Genomic DNA, 24,420 nt, shown 5'->3' with positions numbered 1-24,420 from the left:
GATGCTCGAACGCTACCTCGCAATCATTGATCACAGCGGTGCGCCGCTCGAGCGTCTCTCTCCCGAATTTCTCGCGACCACCGGGTTCCAAAGCGTTCTGCTTGGAAAAAGCAGCGCGCTTTTAACCGCCTGTGCCGCGCAATCGCTCACGCTCCCGGCCGACCGAGGCGTGGTGATCGGCCCGGTGTTCCCGCGCCATGGTCCCGCCGCGCGGATCTTGCCGAGCGACAGGCTCTTTCCCGATGATATGAGCCAAGGTGATCCAATCGCGATTTTGGGTGAGCGCTATTGGGGCGGCTATGTTGCCGTGCTGGCGCTTGAGAATAGGATGGTCGTCGCGCGCTCTCCGGGGGGCGCGCTGCCGTGCTATTTCACGATGCTGCCAGGAGGGTGGGCAATCTCGTCAGACATCATGCTTCTGGTCGAAGCAGGTCTGGTCCGACCGTCGATTAATTGGGCGGAGATGCCACGCTATCTGGCCGTCAAGGACCTGCCACAGGCCAGGACGGCATTTGACGGCGTGGCAGAATTGCTTCCGGGTACCGCGGTACAACTGGGCGAGGGGGACGCACTGGCGCGGCAGTTCTGGAACCCTTGGGATTTTGTTTCCGAGCCGCTTTTCTGGGACAGCCAGGAAGTTGCCGAGCGGCTGCGCCGTACAGTCGATCATTGCGTTGCATCCTGGGCATCTACCTCGCGGGCCCCCATCCTCACATTATCAGGAGGGTTGGATTCTTCGATCGTGGCGGCGGCGCTTTCCAGAATGAGCGAGCGTGCAAGCAGCGTAACGATTTCGACCCTGAGCCGTGATGGCGATGAGCGGGACTATGCCCGCGTGATGGCGCAGGCGTCGGGCATGAACCTCATCGAAGCAACATATGAGCTGGCAGATGTGGATCTGTCCAGATCAGTGGCTGAACATTTTCCAAAGCCGATCGGGTTCGTTCACGAACTCGCCTATCATTCGGCCTTGTTACGCGCGGTTGGCGAGGCTGGCGCAGACGCTGTCTTTACCGGAAATGGCGGGGATAACGTCTTTTACAACAGCAGTTCTGTCCGGCCATTTTTTGACGCATGGAAAGCCAGAGGTGTCCACCGTGAAACCGCTCGGTCGATAGGCGATATCGGGAGGGTAACCCAGGTTTCTCGATGGGAGGTGTGTCGCCAAATCGTCAAAGCCGCTCGCACTATGCGCCGGCCCTATCAATGGCATCTCGACATTGATTTGATGGAGGTTGACGCCGCTGACGCGGTGCGAGCAGACCCGCCACAGCATGATTGGATTGAGCAGGCGCCACTTACGCGTCCTGGAAAATTGGGCCATATCGCGCTTCTCCTGCGCGTTCAAAACCATGTCGAAGGCTATCTGCGTGGCTTCGGTCTGCCCATGGTCGATCCGCTTATGTCGCAACCAATTGTCGAATTGGCTTTAGCCATCCCCACATGGAAGATGATAGAGGGCGGGAGAAATCGAGCCATAGCGCGTCGGGCCTACGCCGACCTGCTCCCGCCACTCATCCGCGACCGTCGGCGCAAAGGAAGTCCGAGCAGCTTCGCGGTAGACCTGGTCAACCAGCGCCTCGACGAAATACGCGAGCGGTTGATGGATGGTGAACTTGTACGGCACCGGCTTATCAGTCGATCAGCCTTGGATGAGGTGCTTGTACGTGGTCCGGCTATAGATCGTCACTATGTCCGCCTCATGGCGCTTCTCGACATGGAGGCGTGGATAACGCATTGGCAAGCGATCCCGAACGGTCAGGGTCATCATCCACCCGGTTTTGCCTCTCTCTGAACCCAGATTTTTCGCATCTGTTGCCACCGCTCAGCCTCCTGGCCTGGTTGACCTCCGCTATCAGGCAGCTTGTCGAGCAACCAGAAGTTGAACCAGTCGATAGCCCGTCGATAGATCGCAGCCCTGTGAGCAGGTTGTCGCTTCACATGATGCTCGTCCGAGAAGACATAAAGATCCACGGGCTTGCCGGCGCGGCGAAGGGCCGTGAGGGCTTCGAGTCCTGAAAGATATTCGTCGTCCGACATCTGGGCAAGGACGGGGAAGGGGATGCGATCCGCATTCCGTGCCCAGGATAGGCCCTCCCAAAGAGCCGGATTGTCGGTAGGCGAGGCGGGCCAGCCTCGCTTTTCATATTCCGTCTGGATAGCAGGCCCAAGGATCCAGGTTTGCGATCCTTCCCAGCAGCAACTGCTGATGGCCGCGGCCTTGAAAAGCGTGCTGTGAAGGGCAGCGAATTGCACGGTCGATACGCCATCACTCAGACCCGTGATGCCGATGCGTGCTGGATCGACGAGGCCGGTGCTAATTAGCTGTCGAACCTTCGTCTCGATGGCTGACAGGATGCTGCGACGTTCCATGAAGCCCTCGAGTTGGCGCCGCTCGCGTTCATGTGGGTCAATCTTTTCATTGCCCAGTGGCGCGGGTGGCCGCTGGATCGAGAGAACCAGATATCCAGCTTTGGCAAGCAACTGGATAGGATATTCGTCTCCAGTACCGCCGCGCAGAAATCCCCGGCTCTGATATTGGACGACGATCAATGGATAGCGCGTCCCGGTTCGGTAATCGGGCGGATAAATGAGGTCGCCATAGCATTCGAGATCGCGATCGTTTTTCCATTGCAGCCGCTCAGCATGCCCAAGAGCGAGAGAGCTAAATTCGGGGTTAGGATTGAAAGCGACCCGCGACCGCCCGCTTTTGGGATCAATCCGATCGAGATATCTCGGCGCTACCGACTTCTCTCGGGCACAAAGAATGTCCGGGCCAAGAGGACCACAGTTCAAAAGCAGGTCCGATGTCTGCATGATTTTGCGGACGGACCTGCGGTCAGGTTGCCATTCATAAATTCCCGTCAAGCTTCGGCCCCACCCTTCCCGCCGGACGAAACGGATAGCGTCGCCGGCTATCCATGCTTGTCCCTCGACATCCGTGCAGCGGCTGTCGGGACAAAATATTTGCACCCTCCCATCTGTAAGGGCGAGACGGCTGACACCGTTGGCGTCTACTGCCAGTGTCGCCGCTTTTCGGTGTGGTCGCGATGGAGCGCCGGACGCTGAGAAGATCAGCGCCTCTGTCGGTGTGGCAGGGCGGTGTCCACCAGTGGCGATACTGATTGCTGCATAGCTGTAATGAGCCGGCCCGCGCGTAAACGGCCGGCTTCTGCCATAAGGAAACCAACGGTCATCAAAATGATATCCTGACAAGCCCTCTTGATCGAGCGCATCGGCGGCGCTTCGGCCGTCCCGCAGTTTTGCGATGACCGATAGGCCATCGTCGTCGAACCTGAAATCGACGATATCATCGTCGAATGTCGCAGCCATTTTGCTCCTGCTCCCATCCCAACTCCATAGTTGGAGGCGGCCCGCAACATATTTGAGGAACACCAGGCGTTTGCCATCGGGCGACCAGCGCGGCGTGATGACTTTGGGAAAGCCGCTCGGGAACCCCGTCATCCCGTAATAGTCGTCAAAACTCCAGAAGGCTGCGCCAGCGCCGCTGTCCACGAGGTGCGGACCGCTCCCGGGCTCGATGACATAAATGCCCGAACAAAAATCATTGCTGGCGATGTTGGCTCTCGCGACGCTGACGGCAATGGACCGTCCATCGGGAGAGGTTGAGAACATGGGATCTGCATCAAGATCGGGGATCGATCCCATGTTCAGCGTTTCAATGAGATCGCTCGCCGAAAGTGAGCGGCTTGGACCTGGGCTTTTGATTTGTAGCGCGGCCTTGCAATCCAATGCAGAGGTCGGACTGCTCGCCGCTGCTGCCAGCGCTAGGGCAAGGAGCGGGAGCATTACCAGGCCTTGGAAATCGTGAGGCTGACGAAGCGGCCGACGCTGGAATAGTTGGTTGCGTCATATGGGGGGCTGTTTGCGCCAGACGTCCGGATGAGCGAGGGCATTTCGTTGAACAGATTCTGCGCTGACAGAAGAAACGACCAGCCCCCGAGGAGCCCAGGTTCGTCGAACTTGAGATTGGCGCTCAGGTCGATCGATTGGAAACTGCCGACCTTATAGACCTGTGTTGTTCTTCCGTCGGTCGTACCGCCAACATAATTGTAGCTCGCTGTCAGCCCGAAATTGTCGCGTTGCCAGCCTCCGCTCGTTCGCGCGCGCCAATGCGGTGGGTTGAAAATTGTGCCAGCCCTCTCGATGCTTGGCTGGCTCGCTGACAAGCGTTGGTCGCTCTTGAGATAACTGGCGTTCGTCTCGAGGCTGAACGCATTGGCGCCGCTGCGGAGCCCATAGGAAACCCTGGCGTCAACGCCCTGGATTTTCTGCCGGGCGGCATTTTGCAGCTGGTTGTAGACGATTGCGACAATGCCTGCCGGGTCATACGGGCCTTCGGTCTGATTGCTGACGCCGAGTGGCAGATCGGTGGTCGTTGCAAGAATTTCGCTCAGGCTGGGGTTGAGCAGGACGAGGTCGGCATATTCGCTGCGGAAAGATTGATAGTCGTCGGCGATCGGGCTGACGACCCGACTCTTGTAGCGGACATGGAAATAGCTTGCCTGCAGGCTGAGCCCTTCGACTGCTTTCGGCGCAAATTCCGCAGTAAGGGTCAGCGTCGTTGCCCGCTCGGGAGCGAGGTCTCGGCTGCCTCCAGCCAGAACGAGGACAGCGCCGGCTGTCCCAGGACTTGGCGTGAATTCGCTAGAAGCGAGGGTATAGCCCTGCTGAACGGTGTTGCGCTGGCTAAGCGTAGGCGCCTTGAAAGATCTGCCCCAGCTACCCTTGATCGTGAGCGCATCGATTGGCTGATAAAGAATGCCGAGTTTTGGTGTGGCTAGCCCGCCCAGATGGTCATAGCGCTCATAGCGTACGGCTCCGGATAGCTGAAGTTTCTGGATGAGCGGTGAAGCGTTCCCCTCTGACACCAGCGGCATGGCGACTTCGCCAAAGCCATAGATCGCCGTTTGGGAATCCAGATAGTTTACCAGATTGAAGGTGCCGGCGGCGCGGACGCTGCGGACCGAAGCGGCGAGGCCATTGGATCGAAGGCCTGCCCCAAGCGCAAGGCGGACATCGCCGCCCGGCAGAGCGAAGAGCGGACCGTCGCCGCTGATTTCAGCGGACCATAGATCATTCTTGTAGCGAATGAGATTGTCGGCAAATCTTACTCCGCCCGAAAAGATAGATCCCTCAATCTGTGTATCGCTGACGGCCCGTGTGGCTCTCGCCGTCACATCCCAATTTGCCGGTAGATGAAAGGTGACCGAGGGGCTGACCGAATAGCTCTCCACGGCCGGGCGAGTGAGATTTCCACCGGTCGTGACTGGCGCGGTCGCACCGAAGGGCAACGCGGCGCGTGACTGGTGATGATTATAATGGGCGTCTATCTCAAACTCTGCCCCGTCTCCCAGACGTTGATGCCCGGCCAGGATCGCGCTGATCTGGCGCTGTGATGGCAGCAGCGTCGTTCCCGGTTCCATATTGGCTGTCAGATCACGCTGCGCGGCTGTGATATCGGAAGCCTTGCTGAAATCGCCGGCCAGCATAATTCCGCCGCCTGACCAGCGGGCGCCCGACACCGCACTATATTGCTGCTGGAAGTTGCCGCCCTCTGTCGCGGCCCCGAGACGAACGCTGGTGAGCAGACCTTCATATTCCCGCCGCAGGATGATGTTGGCGACACCGCCCACGGCATCCGAGCCGTAGAGTGCCGAGGATCCATCTGCGACAATTTCGATCCGGTCGATGGCTGCAAGCGGGATCGCGGACATATCTACGCCCTGGCTGGCAGCGTCATAAGCGAGCCGGTGGCCGTTCAAAAGCGTCAGGGTCGCGTCAGGGCCAAGGCCGCGCAGATTGAGCGCGGAAGAGGAGTTTACATTTTCCGAACCGGTCTGGACACTGGAGATGACACCCGGGTTCTGACCGCCAGAAAAATTCTGCGGGATGCTGCGGGCGAAAGAGCCAAGATCGCTATGACCCAGTTCGGTGATCTTCTCCCGGGATGCTGAGATGACTGGGGATGTGGGCTTTGCGCCGCGGATGCGCGAGCCTGTAACCGATAGCTGGATATCCGTCGCGCCGGTTACCTCCTCGCGCGACGGCGTGTCTCGCCCCCGCAGGGTGATGGTGCGATCCCTGACCTCGGCGGTGAGGCCCGAAGGCGCGAGGAGGGCGGCCACGGCTTCTTCGACCGTGTAGGCGCCGGCGAGAGAGGGGGCGCGAGCGCCCTTGAGGCTTTTGGCATCGGCGACAAGTTGGTAATCGCTGCTGCGGGCAACGCTGCGCAACGCGGCTGCCAGATCCTGCTCGGGAAGATCGTAAGTCTTCGGCGTTTCCTGCGCAGTTGCCTGGTTGGAAACCGCGCTCATGCAAAGTGCAGCGCTGGTCAGTAGCGCGATCTTTACGATGCCCATTTGGTGCCCCTATTTGATGTCGCCTCTTTTCCGAGGCTCAATAGGGAAGACGGGGATGGGCTTTGTTAAAGCTGATTAGCTGAATTATTTCTTTTCGGCCAAAATCAGCTTGTTGGGTTTTGAGCGGTCGATGGTGACATCAAGAAAGCTGGCGAGGGCCTGCGCAACCCGTTCGATGTCGCGTATGTCGATGTCGGCGAATATCTCGCGATGGCCGAGCGCCGGCGTCGCCAGTTCGATCTTGGTCTCGCTATAGCTGTTGGCTTCGGCGATGATATCGCTGATGGGCACATTGTCGAAACTCTTCACGCCGGTCACCCACTGTTGCTCGGATCGAGGCGCAGAAATGACATTAATCTCAGCAGCTTGTCCAGCCTCAAGGGCAAGAAGCTGGCCAGGGTGCAGCTGAAGTTGCTTGGCCTGATCGCCCGGGACCCGGCGCGTGAAAGATATGGTCACGCCGCTCTCGATAGGGCTGATGCGGACGCCATTTCGGACGGTCATGTCGAAACTGCCGCCCGCGCTTGTGACATGGGTGCCTGCGCCATGGACGACAAACGGCCGCCGGGCGTCCCGCACGACGCTGAACCGCGCCCGCCCGCGCTTGATCTCAACGCTGCGCTGTGTCGCGGTCATGGTCACCAGAAGCAGCGTATCGGTGTCGAGAATGACGGAGGAGCCGTCCGCCAGCCGCTCGGTGCGGACTTCTCCGACCCGGGTTTCTATCGGGGTGCGAGCCTCGCTCTGTGTGATGAGGGATGGCGCCTCGCCTTGTGACTGCCACCAGATGCCTCCGGCAACGAGCATGAGGGCCAGCGATGCGGCGAGAGGCAAGGAGGGGCGGAAGCCGCGCTGTTTATGGGGTGGTTTTTGCTGGCGCGAGCGCATGCCAAGCGCGGTGGCGGCGCTGCCCGCTTTGAGCATCTCGCGGACTGCGGTGAGATAGCGGGTCTCGCGGGACGGATCGGCCGCCACCCAGGCGGAGAAGGCGGCCTGATGCGCGCCGAGCCTGTCGAGCGCGGTGGGATCGGGAACGGCATGGCCATCGGCGAGGATGAGCATCGCCCATTCCATCGCCTCCTGATTGTCGCGCTCCGCTGGGGTAGCGCCTGTGTCAGTCATCATTGGCCTCGCGATGGGCAAGCACATGCTTCATGGCTTTGAGCATCTGTTTTTGAACCACCCAGAGGGGCACGTCCAGTTCCCTGGCGATCTCGACATAGGTCTGGCCCTCGACCCGGTTTCGCAGGAAGATGTCGAGCGTCTCTGGCTTGAGCTGGTCGAGGATCAGTTTCCAGCGGGCGAGATCCTGGCGGGCCTGGGTTTCGCGGTGTGTGTCGGAGGCGGCAATGAGGTCGAGATCGTCATCGAGCAGCATCGATCGCTTGGAGAGGAGCGTGGAACCGCGCACGACGAAATCGCGCAGCAGATTGGTCGCGATGCGGGTGAGATAAGCTTGTGCGTTCCCCAGCGCCTGGACGGGGGCCGTTCGCACGAAGCGGGCGAAAGCCTCCTGGGCGAGTTCGTCGGCATCGGCCTGGTTGCCGAGCTCGCGCGTGAAGAAGCGCATGAGGCGGGGCTTCTCCCTGTTGTAGAAATCCGGGAAGCGAAAGGGCTCGCTGCCGGGATTCTGCCTGACTGGACCGCATAGGCGATCCTCGCTTCTGCCTTGGCTCATTCGTCGCACCTATGTCCACTCGGGGCGACGGCCGTGAGCCGGATGTTAGTAACCTGTCTGGACAGGCGCACACGCCTTTACCGTTGCCGGCTGGACATACGCGTATGCCACCCGGCCCCAGTAAAACTGTGACCGAGCAATCCAGAAGGGGTTACTACGCCCCGCTTCCCGGCTTTCACGGGAAGCGGGCCCAATGTGCCGGAATGAAGGGTGAACGCAACCCTAAAGAACGCACATTGTGACGTTTTTGCGAAGGGGCGTGGAGAAGGAAGGAGTGGGCGGCTGCCCGCTGTGCGGGCACCGCGCTCTAGCCGGAGCGGCGTGCCGCCGCTCCGGCCGGGCTCGGCTGCGCCGATCCCGGCCCTTCGGGCTGTGATCGCTGCCGCAAGGTCGGGCGTTTTAACAAGAGCATATGGGGCGCGGGGAGGACGGTGCGGAACATGCCGGCCTTGAACAGCCGTGATCACCATCCCTCAGGTCCGCAGAAGGGAAGGGAAGGGAGGGGAGGGGAGGTGAGGGGAGGTGAGGGGTGGAGGTAGCCAGATTGGCTGGCTGCCATCCTGAAAGGAGTTTCCCCCATGGCCCACCATCATGATGTGAGCAGGTGTCTCGCGAGGTTCGTTACGCGGATGCGTGACCGCGTCTCTGACGACATTTGCGCCGCCCGTATCGAACGCTATCTGGCAAAGGCGGCTCTCGAAGACGGCCAACCGTCCCGCGAAGCGGCGGAGACAGATCCGGGTATCAACGAGGCGGTGGCGCGAATGGATGCCCTCACACGCGGCATTCTCATCCTGGTGGTCAGCCAGAAAATGAGCGTCTCGGAGGTAGCCCGGCGTTTCCGGATGAGCGAGGAGCGGGTCTGCCGGCATTTCAGGCGTGCCGTCGCGATTGTTGCAATGGGTCGCGATGATAGAAGCCGCAGCCAATAACATTCATATCGGCCTGACCGTTCGAGATGCAGAGCGGCGGCATCAGGGCATGCAAATTATATGGCTGAGGCAGTTGTGGAATGGGACGCGTCTGAAGCCTATATGATACTCTGCGAGGCAAGGCTGAGGTCGAGAAAATCGATCAGTGCGCGCCAGGACAGCCTGTGTGCGGCAGCGTCATAGGCCATGCGCGCGTCGCCCAGGCGATCGACATCCTCGTTGGTAAAGCTATGCCGGGCGTCGCCATAGGTCGTGAGCTGCCATTGGGCCTGTGCCTGCATCATCTCCCTCTGGAACGCCGCAACATCTTCGTGAGGTACGAGCGGATCTCGCGCGCCGGTAAACACCGCTATGCGCGCGTTCACCCCGCCAGTCTGCGCCGGTCGAGCCGTTGTCAGCAGGCCGTGAAAGCTGGCGACCGCTGCTATCTCGGCGCCGGAACGCGCCAATTCCAAAGCGGCAAATCCGCCGAAGCAGAAGCCGATCGCAGCGCTAGCGGCAGGATTGACGCCGGTCACGGACAGAAGCGCGTCAAAACCGGCCCTCACTCGTCCGCGCACAAGATCAGGATGCTTGCGAAATTCATCCAGCGCACGGCGCATCGCCTCGCCTTCTAACGGCTCGCCATTTCCGTGCATGTCGGCTGCAAGAGCGGTATAACCAAGATCGGCCAGCTTGTGGCAATGGCGCCGGACATTACCACCGATTCCGTCCGCTTCGTGGATGACCAGCACAACGCGGCCATTGGGCTGGAGCCTTGGCCGAAATAGCTCGCCAAGCAGAGCCTTGGTGCCATGGAAATAGGCATAGGGCTCGCCTCCGCCCGTATCGTTCATCAAGCGCTCCTACAGTCCAATCGTGAGCGGGATAGCGCCCTAATCGGCTCGTGCCTCTGCCAACGCGCTTTTGATCAACTCCACTTTCGCTTCGTCGTTCACGTCAATCGAAACGAGGATGGGCGAAAGCAAAGCAGCATCGTCTCGTTCCTCTTCCAGCGGTGCGGCTGCGTCTCCGCCACTAATCTCCTCTCCGACACTATTTTCCGGTCCATCAGCGGCGACAAAAATGTCGCTGCGCTCGATGCCATGAGTCTGCACCAGCTGTTCGACCGCGTTTTCAGCTTCGGCGCGGGTGGCGAAGCGCGCCTCAATTGTCTGGCTCATTTGCTACTCCTTTTTGATAAATGGACGGGCATCAGGCAGGGATGCGCCGTAGCGGCTGAGTGAGGCAGTGGATGCCTCCCCCGCACGCAGCGAATTGAGAAATGTCGATCTCGTCCACGGCGTAGCCCGCCTTGCGCAGCGCGGTCGTGACAACCGTGTCGGTGGCGCTTGTGAGGACTCGGCGCCCGCCCAGCGAAAGGATGTTACAGCCCAGCGAGAACGAGAGCGCCGTGGGCATCGGGATGATTTTGATATCGCGCTCATATAGAGCCTCGACGAACGTCGGGTCCAACAGCTCTAGGCAGCCGATCGCCTCGTCCTTTTCTACCATGCAGAAAATAGTGTCGAGGTGCAGATGGTCGGCATGAACGGGGCATAGCAGCACATCCCAACCCGCAGCCCGGAACGGCGCCGCGAACTCTTCCACCCCCGCCGCGCAGCTGCGTTCGCCCGACATACCCACTATGAGGAGACCCTCTCGCGCAACGCAGACGTCACCGCCTTCGATCGTGCCACGCGTGATCTGCCGCACAGGCATCTTCCACTCAGCACAGGTTTCCAGCAACGCATCGACTTCGCCTCGGCGGTGCGGCATGGCTGGATTGAGGGCGGTCATGCCCCATGGCGTCGCGACACCGATGTCGCGGGTGAAGCACATGTCCGGCAGATCGCGCAGTGGGGCGAGGCTATGACAGCGCACGCGATGCCGCTCTAGCGCCTCTACCAGCATGTTATGCTGACGGAGAGCCTCAGCGGCATCGGTCGTAAAGCCCGCAGCCAGAGCCTCACGGGTAACCGCGCAGCAGGGCACGGGCGTCAGGTGAAGCGGTGGGCAAAGGATGACGTCCGTCAGCCGGTCGGTCTCGCTTACAACATAACTTTCAAGATATGCCGGCGGAACGTTGCCCGCAGTGCCAGCACCAAATGCACCAAAATCGACTCTCATGATCATCTCCTGACCACGACAACCGAAACCCGTTATTCGCAGTTCCCATGCCTATCATCGGTTAGTACGTTTTGAGGCGATCAGGCGCGTTGGCATACGGAATGGGTCTGACGCTAATGGGCGCGCGGCGGTTTTGCGACCGGCTCTGGGACTTTGCCGTCAGTCCGCTTCGGAGGAGGCACCCTACCATAGCTGCCGTAACGGCGTAGGTTCGAGTTTGTCCCTTGCACCAGCTCAAACTGCTCAGCAGGCGGCCTGCAGCGCATCATGAGCGGATGGCTAGATGCTCTGATCAGCTGACGAAATCTAGCACGGAGCTGACTTCGCCATCTGCGATGAAAATGAAGGGGCGTCCTAGGTCCTGGGCGATGCATCGGGCCTTGGCTTCGGCCAGATGCTGATGCTGTTCCAAGGTCGCAACGTCACGATGTGGCCGTTCGCGACCGACATCTGCGCGACGTCGTTCGGCAATCACATGGGGATCAGCCGCCATGTAGAAAATTGCATCCAGTTCGAGTTCAGCGAAAACGGAAGCCGGGATCTCGATAAGGCCATCTCGGCCGTCAATTATACTGTGCCCGTCGAAGACGATGGGCAGATCGGTAGCCGCAGCTTCCCGTCTGTAGGCCGCGATCATGAGCAACTGATTGTCGATCACGGCCCCGGTCCGCAGGGCTTCCGAACTATCCGGGCTCCTTTCTCGATGCGCTTGCTCCGCTTTGATCAACGCGCTGGCCTGCAGATGTAGCAATGGCACGGTCTCACGAATTTTTCCAATGAGCGTGGACTTGCCGACGCCAGACAGGCCAAGGATCGCTATCCGTTTTTTCATATCGCGAACCCAAAAGCACCCTGACCGAGAACGGACATCTGCTGAGCCGGAAGGAGGTTCTTGATCGATTGTGGCGGGTGCCCGGCAAATACGCTGCTGCTTTTGAGGGCGGCGAGCTGCATGGGCGGCTCAAGATGTGCGGCTAAGAGAAAGTTGATCACTTTCACAGGGCGGTTTTGCGTCGCAGCCAAATTCCTTAGCTGCGTATCACTGTACACAGAGCGGCCACCCGCAAGTCGGCGCAGTTCCTCGGTCGAGTGGGCGAGCTTCATCTCCTCGAACACGCCAACGGTCGTTATCGCCTGCGACGGCTGAGATTCGGACTTACCTTTGTAGAAGAACAGCAGCGCACCCGGTTGGGATAGCTGCGCGGGTGCCCGGCACAGATAGACCTTGCGGATCGTATTTCCCGGACGCTGGAAACCCGTATCGCCAAAGAGGCTGAATTGTTTGCGGTTCATCAGTTCCGGGAAGAGAATTTCATGAAATTCCTCTTGGATCGGAATCGCATAAGCGGCGACACCGTCTCCGGTCGCGAACCGCGGATAATTTTCCCGAGCGAGGTCGAAAAGCGATATGCCATCAGGCCGCAAAAGCCGATCTCGGCCGATGGCCTTCTCATAGACCTTCTCCCCGTTCGAATTGTCGTGCGTATGCCGGAAGCCGTAATATTCCAGCAACGCCATCAGCGTCTGCTGACCCGGGAAAGTCGTGAGATAGACGACATCGTGGTTGTTCGACTGCGCATGCCAGAGCACCTGCTTTAGCAGGAGTTCGCCCAGCTTTACCCCACGGCTTTCGGTGCGCACTTTGAAGGTACAGATCTTGAGGATCTTTTGCCCTGGCAGCGTTGCATCGGTGTCGCCGGACTTCTCGTCCTTGCGTACCAGAAGACCCGCCACATTGCCTTCATCCATGACAACCCAGCACTTGCGCATCGGCTTGATGCATTTCTCGCGCCACCAGTCATCGAAGCCCGGATAGTCTCCGCGCAAGCTCACGAAGATCGGGTCATCCTGGGATATGGTGTTGGCCTCCATCTCCACCACCGCGGGCAAGACCACGGCCACCGCTTCATAGGTGGTCCGCAGGAAGGAGACGGCGTCGGCGACGTACAGGACCCGAGCGCCAAAAGTCGAGGATATCCGTTCCGCGCGTTCGTGAAGGCCCTGATCCTCCGTCACGAGGAAGTCGGCGACGCCAATGTCCAGCGCATGGAGCAGGGTCGCGTCGACCAAATCGTTGGGACGACGAATGCGACCATATTTCGCTTCAAGCAGCGTCTGGTCTATCCCCGCCATCTTCCCGATTACGGGGAATTTCTTGATCTTGCTAAGTGAAACGCGACGACGCGTTTCATCCTTGTCCCGCCTGATGTCGTCGATCGCCGCTTCATGGACGAAGATCTCGACGCCATGCCGCCCCGCAAGCTGTTGCAGGGAAGCAAAGTGCGGCGCCACCTCGGCATGGTCTTCCAGGCCAATGAAGACATTTGTGTCAATCAGGAATCTGGGCGCACTCATACAGAAGGGCTTCTCGCATCTTAGGCGTCGCGTAGAGAAAGGACTGCGGCGGTTCGAAGCTAAATCGGTCTCTAAGTTCGCTCAACCCCAGAGGACGAGGCAGCGGCCGGCCGCGCTTCAACTCGATGGCAAAAGCGCGATCGGCACCATCAAAATAGGCGTCATAGTCTTTACGGGCAATGCAGGCGCGATTCCCAAATGCCTCCCAGATCTCAAGCGGCGACCGCTTGTGGACCTCGCCGATCTCAGCGATACTTGACAGTGCACGCGTCGGGCTGGTCTCATAGATCAGAGCGGTCGTCCCGGCCGGCACCGACATCGGGAACCGGCGACGCAATTCAACCGTCTTCTCGCCGCTGGCGATCTTTTGGCTATATTCCGGCTTGATACTGAAGACGACGTCCCGATGGGGCGGAAGCCGGTCCTCGCCAATGATGGGCAGTAGAAGTTGGTTCTCATCGACCTGTTCGAAGCGATAGTGAGCTTCTCGCAGACTGTTGATCATCGCAGCGGCATCTTCGAACTGGGCGTGAATACGCAGCTTCGCCCCCATCGCGCCGAGATAGTCGCGCAGCGTCGACACGCGAATGTCCTTGCGATTTTCAAGCCTTGTAACGGCGGATTGGCCAATATTGAGACGCTCAGCAACCTGGGCTTGCGTGAGCCCAGCTAAGGTTCGTATTTCACGCAGGCTGCGGCCAATGTGGCCATTTTTGGCGTCGGCACCGCCCGGGAGCGGTTCGAATACCTTGCCAACAACCTTCATTTTCACCCTCGTGCATCAATCATACCATGGAGCATCAATATTACACTAAAGTCATATTCATCCAAGACTTTTGTGCAGTGCAAGAGATCGTAAGTCGCTGATTTATCTCATCCGTATATCAAAAATCGACACTCGCCCGGCTCCAGCTAAGACAAATAGCTATCTTTCGTTGTTGTCCTCTTCATAGTCGGCCCATTCGTCCGGCTCGGGCGCATAGACCTCAGCTGCATCGTATTCCTGTCTGTTGATATAGCGATCAGCGAGCCCGACCACTGTCAGCTTAGCCAGCGTGTTGATCTTGAGCCCGCAGGCAATGCATTCAAAATGGGTCGGGAGGTGCTCTTGCTTCTCAACGATCATGTCGTCCTCAAGCATGCGGGTTGCGGCGGCGACGGGGCGTCCCAATACGAGCGCAACTGAGCCGCAGGACGGGCAGTCTACCCGATGGCCGATCTGACGTTGCGCCCAGATCTTCGCTTGGCCGACGAGCGTGATACGCTCCCCGTCCTCCTTAGCGTTCCAGACCTTCGCATGCGCTTCAACCTCGCCCTTCACTGCCTTCGCACCCTCGTCCGCAGCGGCGGCGATGAGCTGCTCTGCGGCCTCTGCTTCCTCCTCGCCGACGAAATCTGCCAGTGTGAACCCCATAGATTCTAGCAGAACCTTGCACGTCGCGTAGAAGCGGGGTTGCCAGGATGAGCCCTTTGCGCCGTCGAAGGCCAACTCGCCTGAGTGCAGCTCCGCATTGCGCTGGCCGGTACGCTGGATGCCGAAGCTCTCATGATCCGTCAGGAATTCCGGCAGCAGGACGGTCAGGCGCCTGAATACGTCGGCAACCGAGATGGACTTCGGCGTGAACTTTTTCTCCATCGGCTCGAAGCCGAGCGCGTGTATGATGTTGGCACCGGACTTCTCCGGTTCCGCAAGAAGCACCGGATGCACGTTGGCGAGTGCCGCACGAGCCAAAAGCTCCAGCGACAAGCTGGTCCAGAGCGCATAGTCCCATTGGTCCTTGTCGATGGTCTGCGCCTGCTGGATGTAGCGCTGGGCCTTGTCGTAGAGCGCCTGAGGTCGCCAAGTCGCGGGTAGGGGGTTGGGCTTCACGATCTGCTTCATTTTAGACTCCGAAGATAGACGCGCTCTAGCCTTCGATCCCGCCGGTTCTGCGCTATCGCTGGTCGAGCATGGAGCATGCGCCAGTTATCGATTATCAGAAGATCTCCATCGTCGATCATGGCGACGGGAGTCGGCGCCGACTGGTCGATGAGGCTCTGGAGCCGAACAGACACCTGATTACCCACCGGGCTGGCCGGCTTTAGATAGACCTCGTCCCATCGGATGACCTCGCCGCCGTCGACTGCCTGTAGAAGGCGATGCATCCTCAGCTCTCCATGCTGCCGGCGGCGCGGCTTCACCAGTGCCCGTGCCATTGTATCGCGTCCGACGGCCGACGCGATCTTGTGTCCGTCCATCAGGAGCGTGGGCACGTCGGCGTATCCGCGAACGCACCGGAGTAGCAGGAACCGCGGCGGCAGGCTCCAGTGCGCCAGATCGGTATGAAAGGGGAAGCGACCGAGTCCAAAGATGCCGCTGTAGGTGTTCGGCGTCGAAGCTGCCCTAGGGGTCAGCGCCTGCATCACGGCGTCATGCCATGGAGCCATCGGCTCGCCCAGATCGCTAGCAACGGATTCGGTCTGGCGGCCTGTTGCAATGCCGGGAAGGACTGCATAACCCTGCTCCTCGATCTGCCGGAACAGGGTAGGCACATCTGCGGATTTCTCTATAAACTCTTCAGAAATTGTTACGTACATGAACTGACCTTATCGATCAGTCTCGCTTTAGGCGATAAGTTTTACCGATTCTCGCTTGGTGTTCGAACCCTATCGCCTGAGAGCCTTGCGTCCGAGCGCGGTAAAAACATGCTCAACGCACCGTAGAATGTCGGCTGGCCGCATCATAGCATAGGTTGGCCTACTGGGATCGACGCACCACGCAGTCAAACGACTCTATTACACAGCCGATCGTGACGCGCAGGCGGCCGCTGTTGGCGGCTATCTGGAAGCCCCCCGCTGCATGGGACTTGGCGCTAATAGAGGCTAAAATGCCGCCACACCGCTCGTCGGGCGCCTAGATCGCTACTAACTCCGCGATCTTCGCTGCGACTTGCGCCATCGGTTCTTCAGCAGTGCTCAACCCTGCTCGCGACGCTAGCAGCAAACTAACCTGCTCAAGCTCTTCATATGTTGTTCCGTGCACAACCGGTACGAGCCGCTCCCGCCGCAGGAGCGCTGAGAGCTCCTTATCTGCAACACCTTCCGCTGGTAGACGGCGCAACATCGCAGGAGTCACCAACACGATACCGACACGGGAATTCACCAAGCCCTTATCGATGGCCCGCATAAGCGGGACGCCCAAGCCAATGTCCTTTTCGCTGAACCAGACACGAACACCGCGCGCTTCGAGCAGATCGTGCAAATCCTTCGCAGCCCCCTGCCGGTCATCCCACGCGTGGCAGAGAAACACGTCTCGCAGGTCGGGCTGCGAAACCGCTAACTTTTCAACATTTTCTCGGACCGGCGTGAGCACCCGCACTTCTTCGGGCGTATACAACACCGCCGAGCCAGCTCCCGACCAACGCGGTTTTGCAGTGCGACGGGATCCGCCGCCACCACTGGAGGACGAAGAGCGGTATGATTGCGACGATGATGGGGTCGGGGACGAATATGACCCATAGCTGTTGTAACCACTATAGCTACTGTAGCCACTCGAGCGGCCATAGCGACCACTACATGCCGGACAGTCCGCTCCACCGCCCCGTATGTGCCCCCTTACCGGTGCCGTGCATCTAGCCATATAAAACCTCTTTTTTGATCGCGGCGCTGCCGCGTTGTTACTTCTTGCGATTGGGGCGCTGCGTGAGCGCCGACGCCGCTGCAGTCTTCGCCGCAGCGCTCGACTTCGGATTGCTGAGCACCTTCGCCGCCGCAGATGCCGCCTTAGCGCTCGTGACTTCCTTATTTCCCGCCATGTCGTCTCGCCTTTTTGCTCATCGACTCGCCGTAGATCGGCACGTCGTAGTCGCATTATCGACAACGCGTGCTTGATATGTCAAGCGACAATCAAGCGTGCTTGTCATATCAAGCATAATCGCCTAGAATGCGTTATGTTCGAACAGCTTCCATATTAACCGTGCCCGACAGTAAAAATCAGGGGTTGACGCTCGGCGGTTACCTCGCGGCGGTCCGATCCGATCGCGGCTATTCGTTGCGGCAAGTTGAGGAAATGACTGGTAAGGAGGTCTCCAACGCCTATCTGAGCCAACTTGAGAACGACAAGGTGAAGCAACCTTCGCCAAACGTGCTGCACGCGCTGTCTGAATCTTATAGCATCGACTATATCGGCCTGATGGAGCGCGCAGGATATTTGACGCCGCAGCAATCAGCTGCGGCACCTAAACGCCATGGCCGAGCCGCTACCTTTGCCGAAATCGATTTGACTTCTGACGAGGAAGCTGAGCTTCTTCGCTTCCTCAAGTTTATGCGAAGCGAGAAAAAGTAGACGTGCGCAAGGACGACAATTCGCTAAGCCACGATGAGCGGGCGTTTGTTGAACAAAGAGCTAGAATGCTACTAGAGCGGGCCGATGCTTGGGGCGTTGTGCCTGTCCCTATCGATGACTTGCTTAGCGCCGCCAGACTAAAGGTCGCACCGACCAGTCTCTTCGATCCGCGCGCGATTGCAGCTTATGCCATAGCTCAAGGAAAAAAGGCCGCTGATGTCGTCAAGCGGGCCTTGGGTAAAATCCTCGGCATTCTAGATGCTCATGAAGAGGTCATCCACATTGATGATACCGTCATGGAAACCAGGCAACGCTTTTTGAAGTTACACGAAACCGGCCATTTCGAATTACCCCACCAGCGCAAGATTTTCCGGTTCTTCGAGGATAGCAACGAGGAGCTAGATCCTTCAATTGCCGACAAGTTTGAACGGGAAGCAAACAACTTCGCGCGATATGCAATCTTCAACGGCAGCGCCTATGCTGATCGGGCAGCCGATCTCCCCCTGGCCTTCTCCTCCGTCAAGAAGATGCAGCGAGGCTTCAACGTATCCTTGTATGCCGGACTGCGTGAATACGCGCGTACTCATCGGCATAGTTGCATCGCAATGGCTGTGGAGAAGCCATCTTTGTGCCCCCAGAATGGTTGGAGCGCCGAGATCCGCCGCGCCGAGACGTCGTTCGCTTTCGAACAACGTTTTGGACGACCTCAGCTTGCAAATATAACGAAAACGCACGCATTCTGGCCTCTGGTGCCGTTTGGAAAGGTCACCAAGCCAACGATTGTCCAACTGACGGATCTCGATGGCGAGCGGCATGAATTCATCGGCGAAGCCTTGAATACGACGTACAACATCCTGATCTTTGCTTGTCCGATGGCGCTTTTTAAAAGCTGATACATTCTGAGCCTGGGTGTGATCTCGGAGTCCAAATTTGAAAAGCGGGAGATGATTGACCCGCAAGCTTGCGCTATTGATCACACCGGCAGCCATTTTTATATCCACTGGTTTTCGTAGATGGTCCGACGCAGGGTGCGTTGCGCCATTTTTGCCCATTCTTCTAGCTGATCTTCGAAGGATTCTGGCTCTTGTAGAATTGCGATATCGTCTTCTGGCGTTGTCACGTGAACCCATGTGTTGCGATATTTTCGCAGTTTGTGAATGTCTTCTCGAAGCCCCGGCTCGATAGGCGCGCTGTCGATCAAATCCGCGAGGCGAATACGCTTCCCGCCTGCATATTCGGCGCGAAGATAGGTTTCGATTGCCGCGGTAGCGGTTATTACGGTTGCAAGGTTAGCGCCGCCGACAAAGGCATAGTCGCAATGGCGAACGATGAAGGCGCACCATTCCGACAAAGTAGTGCCGCCCTTCAGTAGTTCGCCATCAAGCGCGGTGATGAATGCCCATTTCGCTTCCTCACTCTATATCGTGTCCTCAAGCAATACCAATTACCGCTACTATGCCGGGCTGATCGCAAGATCAACGAACGACCGCGACTGGCCAGCTTTACTTCTTTGAGATGGAAAGGCGGGCCAACCGGACTTTGGAATGACATTTCGTCTAGCTTACTTAGGGAGCGGCAGCCGGCGCTCACAGTAAGCTGCCCGTCGCAGCAGGAGTGACGCCTTCGGAAGATCCGGCGCTGTTCAGTTACTCCTTCTTTTTAACCGCAGTAGTAACAACCTGAGTGATCATGCTGATTAATTGTGGATCAATTTGGGAAACGTCTAGATTAGAAAAAGCTGATGATCGATCAATATTCCAGTTTGCAAATACCTCTTTTAGTTCAGTCCAAGTCACACGATCTGGAAAAGCATTGAGATAGAAGCGACCGAACATGATGGCATGAATTCGGTCGGATGCCTTCAGCGCTTCGGTAGTGTAAGATTTTCCGAGGGAGAACGCGTATCGTGAACAGGCGCCGAGAAAGCCGACTACGACGACGTTGACGACGACAGCGCGTGCCAAACTGAGCCAGTCACCCGTGACCGATGCGTGCGCGACAAATGTCCACAATACGACGGCAATGCCTGATAAAAGGGCGACGAAACCGGCCGCGTACCAGCCGCGCGCCGCGCACGCATTTCGGTTTTTGATCGCTTCCTGCGCCTTGATGGCCTCATCAATATATTGTGGGGCATTTTGTTTGATACGCGTCGCCGCGACTTCCGCTTTGACCTCCCGCGCGAGCGAAAGTCCATGCTGGCTCGATATGCTCTTCGAAATTTCAGCTGCAATATTATCGACATCTCGATCGGGGGCAAACAGGATCTGAATGTCTTGGAGTACGAGCGGAACTTCGACTTGGTCGATCGCGATTGGGATCACCAGTGGTTTGCCGGTAGCGCCAGCAAATGCTCGCGCGGCGCCCAGTTCCATCATCGTGTAGGCTGAACTGGGTGTATTATGAGACAGTAACGTCACAAAAACGTCGGCGCTTTTCAGTCCCTCGTCCAATGTTGAGCGCCAATCGCGACCGGCGGTCAGCACGTCATCGTCAACCGTGATCTCGTGACCGTCCTGCTTAAGGCGATCGACTAGCGCTCGCATAAAGTCGCCGTCTTTGCGGCTGTACGACACGTAAATTCTGGCCATTAGCTTTCCCCCTTCTACGGGCATACGATGAGCCGGGCCAGATTGTCGATTCCGAAGGTTGGCGGTTGTTCACGGCACAGCTTATCTCCTTTTACGATGCCAGCGGGGGCGAACGTTCAAGTTCGGCGCCTGATATCCTGCCATTCGATATGTCACGTGCGGTTGTCACGATCGACCGAAACGTTATCGATTGGATTCAAATAGCGGACGGCCTGGGATCTGCCCACTGTCATGGCAGCTGTTGGGGTCTAACTGCCGGATGAGCATTCAGTGCTGCCAGTGCCCGCTTCCGGCGTGAGCGGTCGTTCCCGCTCGCTGATGGCAACGGCGGATGTTGGCCGATAGTGTTGAAAAACTCCGCCTCTCAGAACGTCGCGTAATTTCGTTCCGATCATTACTTACGGCGCGATACATCGGTTCAAATTTTCGCTGGCTCCGATTCCAATCGGGCGGCGACGCGTACGGAAATTTCGTGCCAGGAGTTTTTCAACACAATCGACCGCGAGCTGCCGGAAAAGCCGAAGGTCTGCACCTGGGAAGCCAAATTCCGGCTCTGAGCGACCGACAAGGGTCGGTTTCATCCGGGCGAACGCCGCGTCGTGGGACATTCCCGCCGTTCATCGGCGGCGTGGCGAACAGCGGGTCTTATCAAATACCGACGTTCAGCAGTCGCACGTACTGATCTCATGTGCGGATTGAGATGGGCCGCTAGCGGACCGTCGGCTGTGAACCTGCCCGGTTCCATAGAGGTATTTCAAGTGAAGCTGCTTGGCCGGATTTGCCGTTCAAGGCAGCGGATGCGGCAATTCTGATATCGATCGTGCTCGGCACGCATCGACTCGGGGCGGGATAGATGCGATGTTCAATCGGAAATCTGGAGGAGTGGCAGTAGCATGGGTGATGGTGGCGAGGTTCGGTTCGTCCTGCGGTATCCGAGTGACTACGATGCGCCGGATCTCGGTCCGCTGCGGGAACTGGTCGAGGTCGAGGTGACCCCCGGCGAACGGGACGACGAACGACCGAGCGGTTTTGACAGTTCGCTGCACTCGGCCACGACGGCAATGGATATGGTGACTTGGCTCGCCGGCAGCGGTGCGGGCACCTTGGCCGTCCGCGCGTTGAAGGATGTCATCGTCGAGTATCTGAAGCAACGGAACAGGTCTGTCGAACTCACAGTCGGTGAGCGGAAAATCTCGCTGAAGGGGCCACTGACCACGCGCGAGATCACCGAGTTGCTGGAGCCTGTGCTCGATAAGTAGGAGCGTGGCTAGGTTCAGCTTCGATCCGGTGTCGCTGGTCCTCGAGATGCCCGAGCCCGCGCTTGAGGCCTTCCGCGCCATGGACGCGGAGGAGGGGGCACGGGAGGTGTCGGACTTCAACGGCCGCTACCTTCACGAGCGTGTCCACTGGATACAGCACTTTTCGACTTTCTCGGGCCTGCTCCAGATCTTCAACGCTGAGATCCAGCAGCTCGTCCTTGAGCAGGCAATGGCGAGGCTCGAAGATTCCGCGCTTCCGACGATACCGCCGCTGCGGCGGGCATGGGACGGCGAGCCGGAGATGCTGGTGTGGGAGGCGCTGGAACTGTTCGGCGCGGCCATGGCCGGTGACCGCAAAAGGGCGCACTTCGAGACGGACTACGGCCCGGCTTGGCCAACGCGGCTCCTCGACGGGGCACAACTTTTCTCGCGCGTGTTCAACCGACTGCGGGAGGGCGGCTTCCGCTTCGACGGCACGGCCGAGGCGTCCTTCGCCGGCGTCAGCGTTGGAAGGGCAGAATTCATTGAGGACGATTTCGCATACGCAGTGGGGTCAAGCATCCTCTTCGAGTTGCATGCTGGTCTGGCGCAACTGGCCTACCTCCAGGCTGGTCTGGGCCGTCTGCCCGGGGCTGTGATCGACCCGATCGCCATTCTCCCGCGTCGCGTCGTCGAGCTGCGCGACAGCTTTCTGGACGAGGCAGGGCTTCCGGACGATGACTGGCGTAGCGATGTCGTATGCTCGATCGCTGCTTATTTCGCGCTCAATACGCCGGTCGCCCCTTTCTTCCCGGTCATGAACGAGAAGAAGAGCCTCACCGACCTCTCCGGGACGCCGAACTTCATGGGCATGGCGCGCAGGCTGGCTCCTTTGCAGTCGCGGATCGAGCGTGGCCCGAGCGATGACGTGTTCGCGTTCCACAGGTTCGCCCTCGACTTGATGGCTGGCTGCATCGGCCCCGAGTTTTTCGAGGTGAACCTGCAACTGCTGGGTATGGCGGTGGGCGAGCCGGCCTACCTGAAGTTCGTGCCGGGGGAGGGCACGGTCCTGAGCTTCGAGAATGACCGCCCGCAGTATCTGGCTGCCACCGCCCGCCGGCTGGTCGACATCGCTCGCGACGAGCCGATCTTCGTGACCTGCCCTGGTCACCTCTATGCGTTCGACCGCGCGCGCTTCGGCGACATCTACACGCGGATCACCCATTCCCTCGAGTACCGCCACGAGGTCGGCATCCTGCCCTCGCCTCACTTCTGCCGGCAGCCCGAAATCGGCGAATACGCGCGTCAGATAGCATTGGCTTTCAAGGGTGACCTGTGCCGCGCGTTGGCACACGGCGACCTTGAGCATGCGCTCACGAAGGCGGGCCGCTACCGTGCGTCGCATCCGTCCCTGGCCGACCTCCACGCTTTAGGGCTACGGGCAGCTATGCACGACCTGGTGCTTCCCCCGACATTCGGGTGGAGGTGTCCCGCCTGCTAGAACTAGGAGACTATTAGTCGTTAAGCTCATCGACGTTGAGGTCCTACGCGAGCAGAGCCGACGGCATAGCGGATGCGGTGGATGGCTCCCGCTCACGGCATCTAAGTGCCAAGATGGGTTGCTGTCATGCAACCCGAGAAGGAGCCACCCGCCATGGAGATTAGCACGATCGGCCTCGATTTGGCCAAGAACGTTTTTCAGGTTCACGGTATCAGCGCGACCGGTGAGGTCGTCCTTCGCAAGGCGCTGCGGCGATCGCAGATGCTACCGTTCTTCGAGAAGCTGCCGCCGTGCTTGGTAGGCGCCGAGGCCTGCGGCACGTCGCATCACTGGGCACGCGAACTGACCAAGCTGGGTCATGAGGTGCGGCTGATGCCGGCGGCTTACGTGAAGCCTTACGTAAAGCGGGGCAAAAACGACGCCGCCGATGCCGAGGCGATCTGCGAGGCAGTTACACGTCAGACGATGCGGTTCGTGCCCATCAAGTCGCGCGAGCAGCAGGCGGCGTTGTCGCTGCACCGCGTGCGTAGCCTGTTGATCAAGCAGCGCACGCAGCTGGTCAACATGATGCGCAGCGTGCTCGCCGAACTCGGCATCGCCATCCCGGTCGGGATCGTGAAGGCACTCCAGATGGCGCGGCAGATCGTCGACGGAGAGTCTGAGCTCGATCTGCCAACCGAAGCGGCGAACGTCGTCACAGTGCTGGCAGGGCAACTGCTCCAGCTTCACGCCCAGTTACGCAAGCTTGATCTGCGGCTCGCCGCTTTGCAGCGGAGCGACGACCGGGCCCGGCGCCTGGCGACGATCCCTGGTATCGGGCCGATCGGCGCGACCGCGCTCGCCGCGTCGGTGACCGATCCAAGCCAGTTCTCGTCAGGGCGCCAGTTCGCCGCCTGGCTGGGGCTGACCCCTCGGCAGAGCTCGAGTGGCGGCAAGGAACGCTTGGGGCGCATAACCAAGATGGGCGACAGATATCTGCGGCAGCTCCTGATCGTCGGCGCCACCGCGCTGGTCCGATATGCCAAGCAGAAACCCAGCACGGTCGATCCGCGCTTTGTCGCTCTGCTTGCCAGAAAGCCCGCGCGTGTCGCCTCGGTCGCCATCGCTAACAAGATGGCGCGGATCGCATGGGCAGTTATGGCGCGCGGCGGCGTCTTCGAGCGCGGGCATGCGCCTATGCTGGCGGCAGCATAGATCAAAAGCTTAGCTGAGGAGATCAGCTTCACGAGGTTGTGAGAGCGAAGGATGTGATGGCAAAACCGGTCGGACCGGGAACAAGGACAACCCAAGGACGGTCCTAGGCGTAATA

At 59.2% G+C, this 24,420-nt stretch carries 23 protein-coding genes; 7 read left to right on the top strand and 16 right to left on the bottom strand.

Annotation, left to right across the window (positions count from 1 at the left end; translation table 11 throughout):
- Position 1 precedes the first annotated feature (1 nt).
- Positions 2-1,795 (top strand): asparagine synthase-related protein, encoded by a 1,794-nt coding sequence (locus tag SBA_RS14315; protein WP_120249811.1) that lies wholly within the window; start codon positions 2-4, stop codon positions 1,793-1,795.
- Here SBA_RS14315 and SBA_RS14310 read toward each other — a convergent pair.
- The 4 genes from SBA_RS14310 to SBA_RS14295 all read right to left on the bottom strand — a co-directional run bounded on the left by SBA_RS14310 (position 1,768) and on the right by SBA_RS14295 (position 7,953).
- Positions 1,768-3,810 (bottom strand): Atxe2 family lasso peptide isopeptidase, encoded by a 2,043-nt coding sequence (locus tag SBA_RS14310; protein WP_261934912.1) that lies wholly within the window; start codon positions 3,808-3,810, stop codon positions 1,768-1,770. The genes SBA_RS14315 and SBA_RS14310 overlap by 28 nt on opposite strands.
- Positions 3,810-6,383 carry a TonB-dependent receptor gene (locus SBA_RS14305; protein WP_261934911.1) on the bottom strand — a complete coding sequence of 858 codons (2,574 nt, stop codon included), beginning with the start codon at positions 6,381-6,383 and terminating at the stop codon, positions 3,810-3,812. Before SBA_RS14305 ends, SBA_RS14310 begins: the two co-directional genes overlap by 1 nt.
- 84 nt (positions 6,384-6,467) lie before the next feature.
- Positions 6,468-7,508, bottom strand: a complete 1,041-nt coding sequence (locus tag SBA_RS14300) for a FecR family protein (RefSeq protein WP_261934910.1) — start codon at positions 7,506-7,508, stop codon at positions 6,468-6,470.
- Positions 7,498-7,953: an RNA polymerase sigma factor gene (locus SBA_RS14295; RefSeq protein ID WP_390902338.1), complete on the bottom strand. Its 456-nt coding sequence runs from the start codon at positions 7,951-7,953 to the stop codon at positions 7,498-7,500. Before SBA_RS14295 ends, SBA_RS14300 begins: the two co-directional genes overlap by 11 nt.
- Before the next feature lie 686 nt (positions 7,954-8,639).
- Here SBA_RS14295 and SBA_RS14290 point away from each other — a divergent pair.
- Positions 8,640-8,993: a sigma-70 RNA polymerase sigma factor region 4 domain-containing protein gene (locus SBA_RS14290; protein WP_120249815.1), complete on the top strand. Its 354-nt coding sequence runs from the start codon at positions 8,640-8,642 to the stop codon at positions 8,991-8,993.
- Between the two features lie 98 nt (positions 8,994-9,091).
- Here the strand turns inward: SBA_RS14290 and SBA_RS14285 are convergent, their stop codons facing one another.
- The 10 genes from SBA_RS14285 to SBA_RS14240 form a co-directional block, all read right to left on the bottom strand.
- Positions 9,092-9,829, bottom strand: a complete 738-nt coding sequence (locus SBA_RS14285; RefSeq protein ID WP_120249816.1) for a dienelactone hydrolase family protein — start codon at positions 9,827-9,829, stop codon at positions 9,092-9,094.
- Between the two features lie 39 nt (positions 9,830-9,868).
- A complete protein-coding gene (locus tag SBA_RS14280; RefSeq protein ID WP_261934908.1) occupies positions 9,869-10,156 on the bottom strand; it encodes a hypothetical protein in 288 nt (95 codons plus the stop codon).
- 31 nt (positions 10,157-10,187) lie between these two features.
- Entirely contained in the window at positions 10,188-11,102 is a 915-nt protein-coding gene (locus SBA_RS14275) for a dimethylarginine dimethylaminohydrolase family protein (RefSeq protein WP_261934907.1), read from the bottom strand.
- A gap of 292 nt (positions 11,103-11,394) precedes the next feature.
- On the bottom strand, positions 11,395-11,934 hold the full coding sequence (locus tag SBA_RS14270) for an ATP-binding protein (protein WP_261934906.1): 540 nt from the start codon (positions 11,932-11,934) through the stop codon (positions 11,395-11,397).
- Positions 11,931-13,457: a GNAT family N-acetyltransferase gene (locus SBA_RS14265; protein ID WP_261934905.1), complete on the bottom strand. Its 1,527-nt coding sequence runs from the start codon at positions 13,455-13,457 to the stop codon at positions 11,931-11,933. The genes SBA_RS14270 and SBA_RS14265 overlap by 4 nt, the downstream gene beginning before the upstream one ends.
- Positions 13,432-14,223, bottom strand: coding sequence for a helix-turn-helix domain-containing protein (locus SBA_RS14260; RefSeq protein WP_261934904.1), 792 nt, complete (start codon positions 14,221-14,223; stop codon positions 13,432-13,434). The genes SBA_RS14265 and SBA_RS14260 overlap by 26 nt, the downstream gene beginning before the upstream one ends.
- Before the next feature lie 159 nt (positions 14,224-14,382).
- On the bottom strand, positions 14,383-15,339 hold the full coding sequence (locus tag SBA_RS14255) for a hypothetical protein (protein ID WP_261934903.1): 957 nt from the start codon (positions 15,337-15,339) through the stop codon (positions 14,383-14,385).
- The gene (locus tag SBA_RS14250; RefSeq protein ID WP_261934902.1) at positions 15,336-16,034 is read right to left on the bottom strand and encodes a TauD/TfdA family dioxygenase; all 699 of its coding nucleotides are present in this window, start codon (positions 16,032-16,034) and stop codon (positions 15,336-15,338) included. The genes SBA_RS14255 and SBA_RS14250 overlap by 4 nt, the downstream gene beginning before the upstream one ends.
- Before the next feature lie 316 nt (positions 16,035-16,350).
- Positions 16,351-16,836, bottom strand: a complete 486-nt coding sequence (locus SBA_RS14245) for a toll/interleukin-1 receptor domain-containing protein (protein ID WP_261934901.1) — start codon at positions 16,834-16,836, stop codon at positions 16,351-16,353.
- Positions 16,837-17,113: 277 nt separating this feature from the next.
- On the bottom strand, positions 17,114-17,251 hold the full coding sequence (locus SBA_RS14240) for a hypothetical protein (protein ID WP_261934900.1): 138 nt from the start codon (positions 17,249-17,251) through the stop codon (positions 17,114-17,116).
- Between the two features lie 128 nt (positions 17,252-17,379).
- Here SBA_RS14240 and SBA_RS14235 point away from each other — a divergent pair, with 128 nt between their 5' ends.
- A complete protein-coding gene (locus SBA_RS14235) occupies positions 17,380-17,781 on the top strand; it encodes a helix-turn-helix domain-containing protein (RefSeq protein WP_261934899.1) in 402 nt (133 codons plus the stop codon).
- Positions 17,782-17,783: 2 nt separating this feature from the next.
- Positions 17,784-18,674, top strand: a complete 891-nt coding sequence (locus SBA_RS14230; protein WP_261934898.1) for an ImmA/IrrE family metallo-endopeptidase — start codon at positions 17,784-17,786, stop codon at positions 18,672-18,674.
- 98 nt (positions 18,675-18,772) lie between these two features.
- Here SBA_RS14230 and SBA_RS14225 read toward each other — a convergent pair whose 3' ends face one another.
- Positions 18,773-19,132: a hypothetical protein gene (locus SBA_RS14225; RefSeq protein ID WP_261934897.1), complete on the bottom strand. Its 360-nt coding sequence runs from the start codon at positions 19,130-19,132 to the stop codon at positions 18,773-18,775.
- 295 nt (positions 19,133-19,427) lie between these two features.
- Positions 19,428-20,372 carry a toll/interleukin-1 receptor domain-containing protein gene (locus SBA_RS14220; protein ID WP_261934896.1) on the bottom strand — a complete coding sequence of 315 codons (945 nt, stop codon included), beginning with the start codon at positions 20,370-20,372 and terminating at the stop codon, positions 19,428-19,430.
- An 893-nt stretch (positions 20,373-21,265) separates the two neighbouring features.
- Here SBA_RS14220 and SBA_RS14215 point away from each other — a divergent pair.
- The 3 genes from SBA_RS14215 (at position 21,266) to SBA_RS14205 (ending at position 24,305) form a co-directional block, all read left to right on the top strand.
- Entirely contained in the window at positions 21,266-21,631 is a 366-nt protein-coding gene (locus tag SBA_RS14215) for a hypothetical protein (protein ID WP_261934895.1), read from the top strand.
- Between the two features lie 4 nt (positions 21,632-21,635).
- Positions 21,636-23,111: a hypothetical protein gene (locus SBA_RS14210; protein ID WP_261934894.1), complete on the top strand. Its 1,476-nt coding sequence runs from the start codon at positions 21,636-21,638 to the stop codon at positions 23,109-23,111.
- A gap of 153 nt (positions 23,112-23,264) precedes the next feature.
- Positions 23,265-24,305: an IS110 family RNA-guided transposase gene (locus SBA_RS14205; RefSeq protein WP_261934893.1), complete on the top strand. Its 1,041-nt coding sequence runs from the start codon at positions 23,265-23,267 to the stop codon at positions 24,303-24,305.
- Positions 24,306-24,420: the final 115 nt, after the last annotated feature.

Origin of the sequence: Sphingomonas bisphenolicum, from assembly GCF_024349785.1 — a bacterium.
Taxonomy (GTDB): Bacteria; Pseudomonadota; Alphaproteobacteria; order Sphingomonadales; family Sphingomonadaceae; genus Sphingobium; species Sphingobium bisphenolicum.
The sequence above is the reverse complement of the archived record's forward strand: the minus strand, read 5'-3'. Positions and strand labels throughout refer to the sequence as shown.

Coding starts and splice junctions, on each gene's coding strand:
- SBA_RS14315 (WP_120249811.1), top strand. CDS start 2: ATGCTCGAACGCTACCTCGCAATCATTGATCACAGCGGTGCGCCGCTC.
- SBA_RS14310 (WP_261934912.1), bottom strand. CDS start 3,810: ATGCTCCCGCTCCTTGCCCTAGCGCTGGCAGCAGCGGCGAGCAGTCCG.
- SBA_RS14305 (WP_261934911.1), bottom strand. CDS start 6,383: ATGGGCATCGTAAAGATCGCGCTACTGACCAGCGCTGCACTTTGCATG.
- SBA_RS14300 (WP_261934910.1), bottom strand. CDS start 7,508: ATGATGACTGACACAGGCGCTACCCCAGCGGAGCGCGACAATCAGGAG.
- SBA_RS14295 (WP_390902338.1), bottom strand. CDS start 7,953: ATGCGCTTCTTCACGCGCGAGCTCGGCAACCAGGCCGATGCCGACGAA.
- SBA_RS14290 (WP_120249815.1), top strand. CDS start 8,640: ATGGCCCACCATCATGATGTGAGCAGGTGTCTCGCGAGGTTCGTTACG.
- SBA_RS14285 (WP_120249816.1), bottom strand. CDS start 9,829: ATGAACGATACGGGCGGAGGCGAGCCCTATGCCTATTTCCATGGCACC.
- SBA_RS14280 (WP_261934908.1), bottom strand. CDS start 10,156: ATGAGCCAGACAATTGAGGCGCGCTTCGCCACCCGCGCCGAAGCTGAA.
- SBA_RS14275 (WP_261934907.1), bottom strand. CDS start 11,102: ATGAGAGTCGATTTTGGTGCATTTGGTGCTGGCACTGCGGGCAACGTT.
- SBA_RS14270 (WP_261934906.1), bottom strand. CDS start 11,934: ATGAAAAAACGGATAGCGATCCTTGGCCTGTCTGGCGTCGGCAAGTCC.
- SBA_RS14265 (WP_261934905.1), bottom strand. CDS start 13,457: ATGAGTGCGCCCAGATTCCTGATTGACACAAATGTCTTCATTGGCCTG.
- SBA_RS14260 (WP_261934904.1), bottom strand. CDS start 14,223: ATGAAGGTTGTTGGCAAGGTATTCGAACCGCTCCCGGGCGGTGCCGAC.
- SBA_RS14255 (WP_261934903.1), bottom strand. CDS start 15,339: ATGAAGCAGATCGTGAAGCCCAACCCCCTACCCGCGACTTGGCGACCT.
- SBA_RS14250 (WP_261934902.1), bottom strand. CDS start 16,034: ATGTACGTAACAATTTCTGAAGAGTTTATAGAGAAATCCGCAGATGTG.
- SBA_RS14240 (WP_261934900.1), bottom strand. CDS start 17,251: ATGGCGGGAAATAAGGAAGTCACGAGCGCTAAGGCGGCATCTGCGGCG.
- SBA_RS14235 (WP_261934899.1), top strand. CDS start 17,380: ATGCGTTATGTTCGAACAGCTTCCATATTAACCGTGCCCGACAGTAAA.
- SBA_RS14220 (WP_261934896.1), bottom strand. CDS start 20,372: ATGGCCAGAATTTACGTGTCGTACAGCCGCAAAGACGGCGACTTTATG.
- SBA_RS14215 (WP_261934895.1), top strand. CDS start 21,266: ATGGGTGATGGTGGCGAGGTTCGGTTCGTCCTGCGGTATCCGAGTGAC.
- SBA_RS14205 (WP_261934893.1), top strand. CDS start 23,265: ATGGAGATTAGCACGATCGGCCTCGATTTGGCCAAGAACGTTTTTCAG.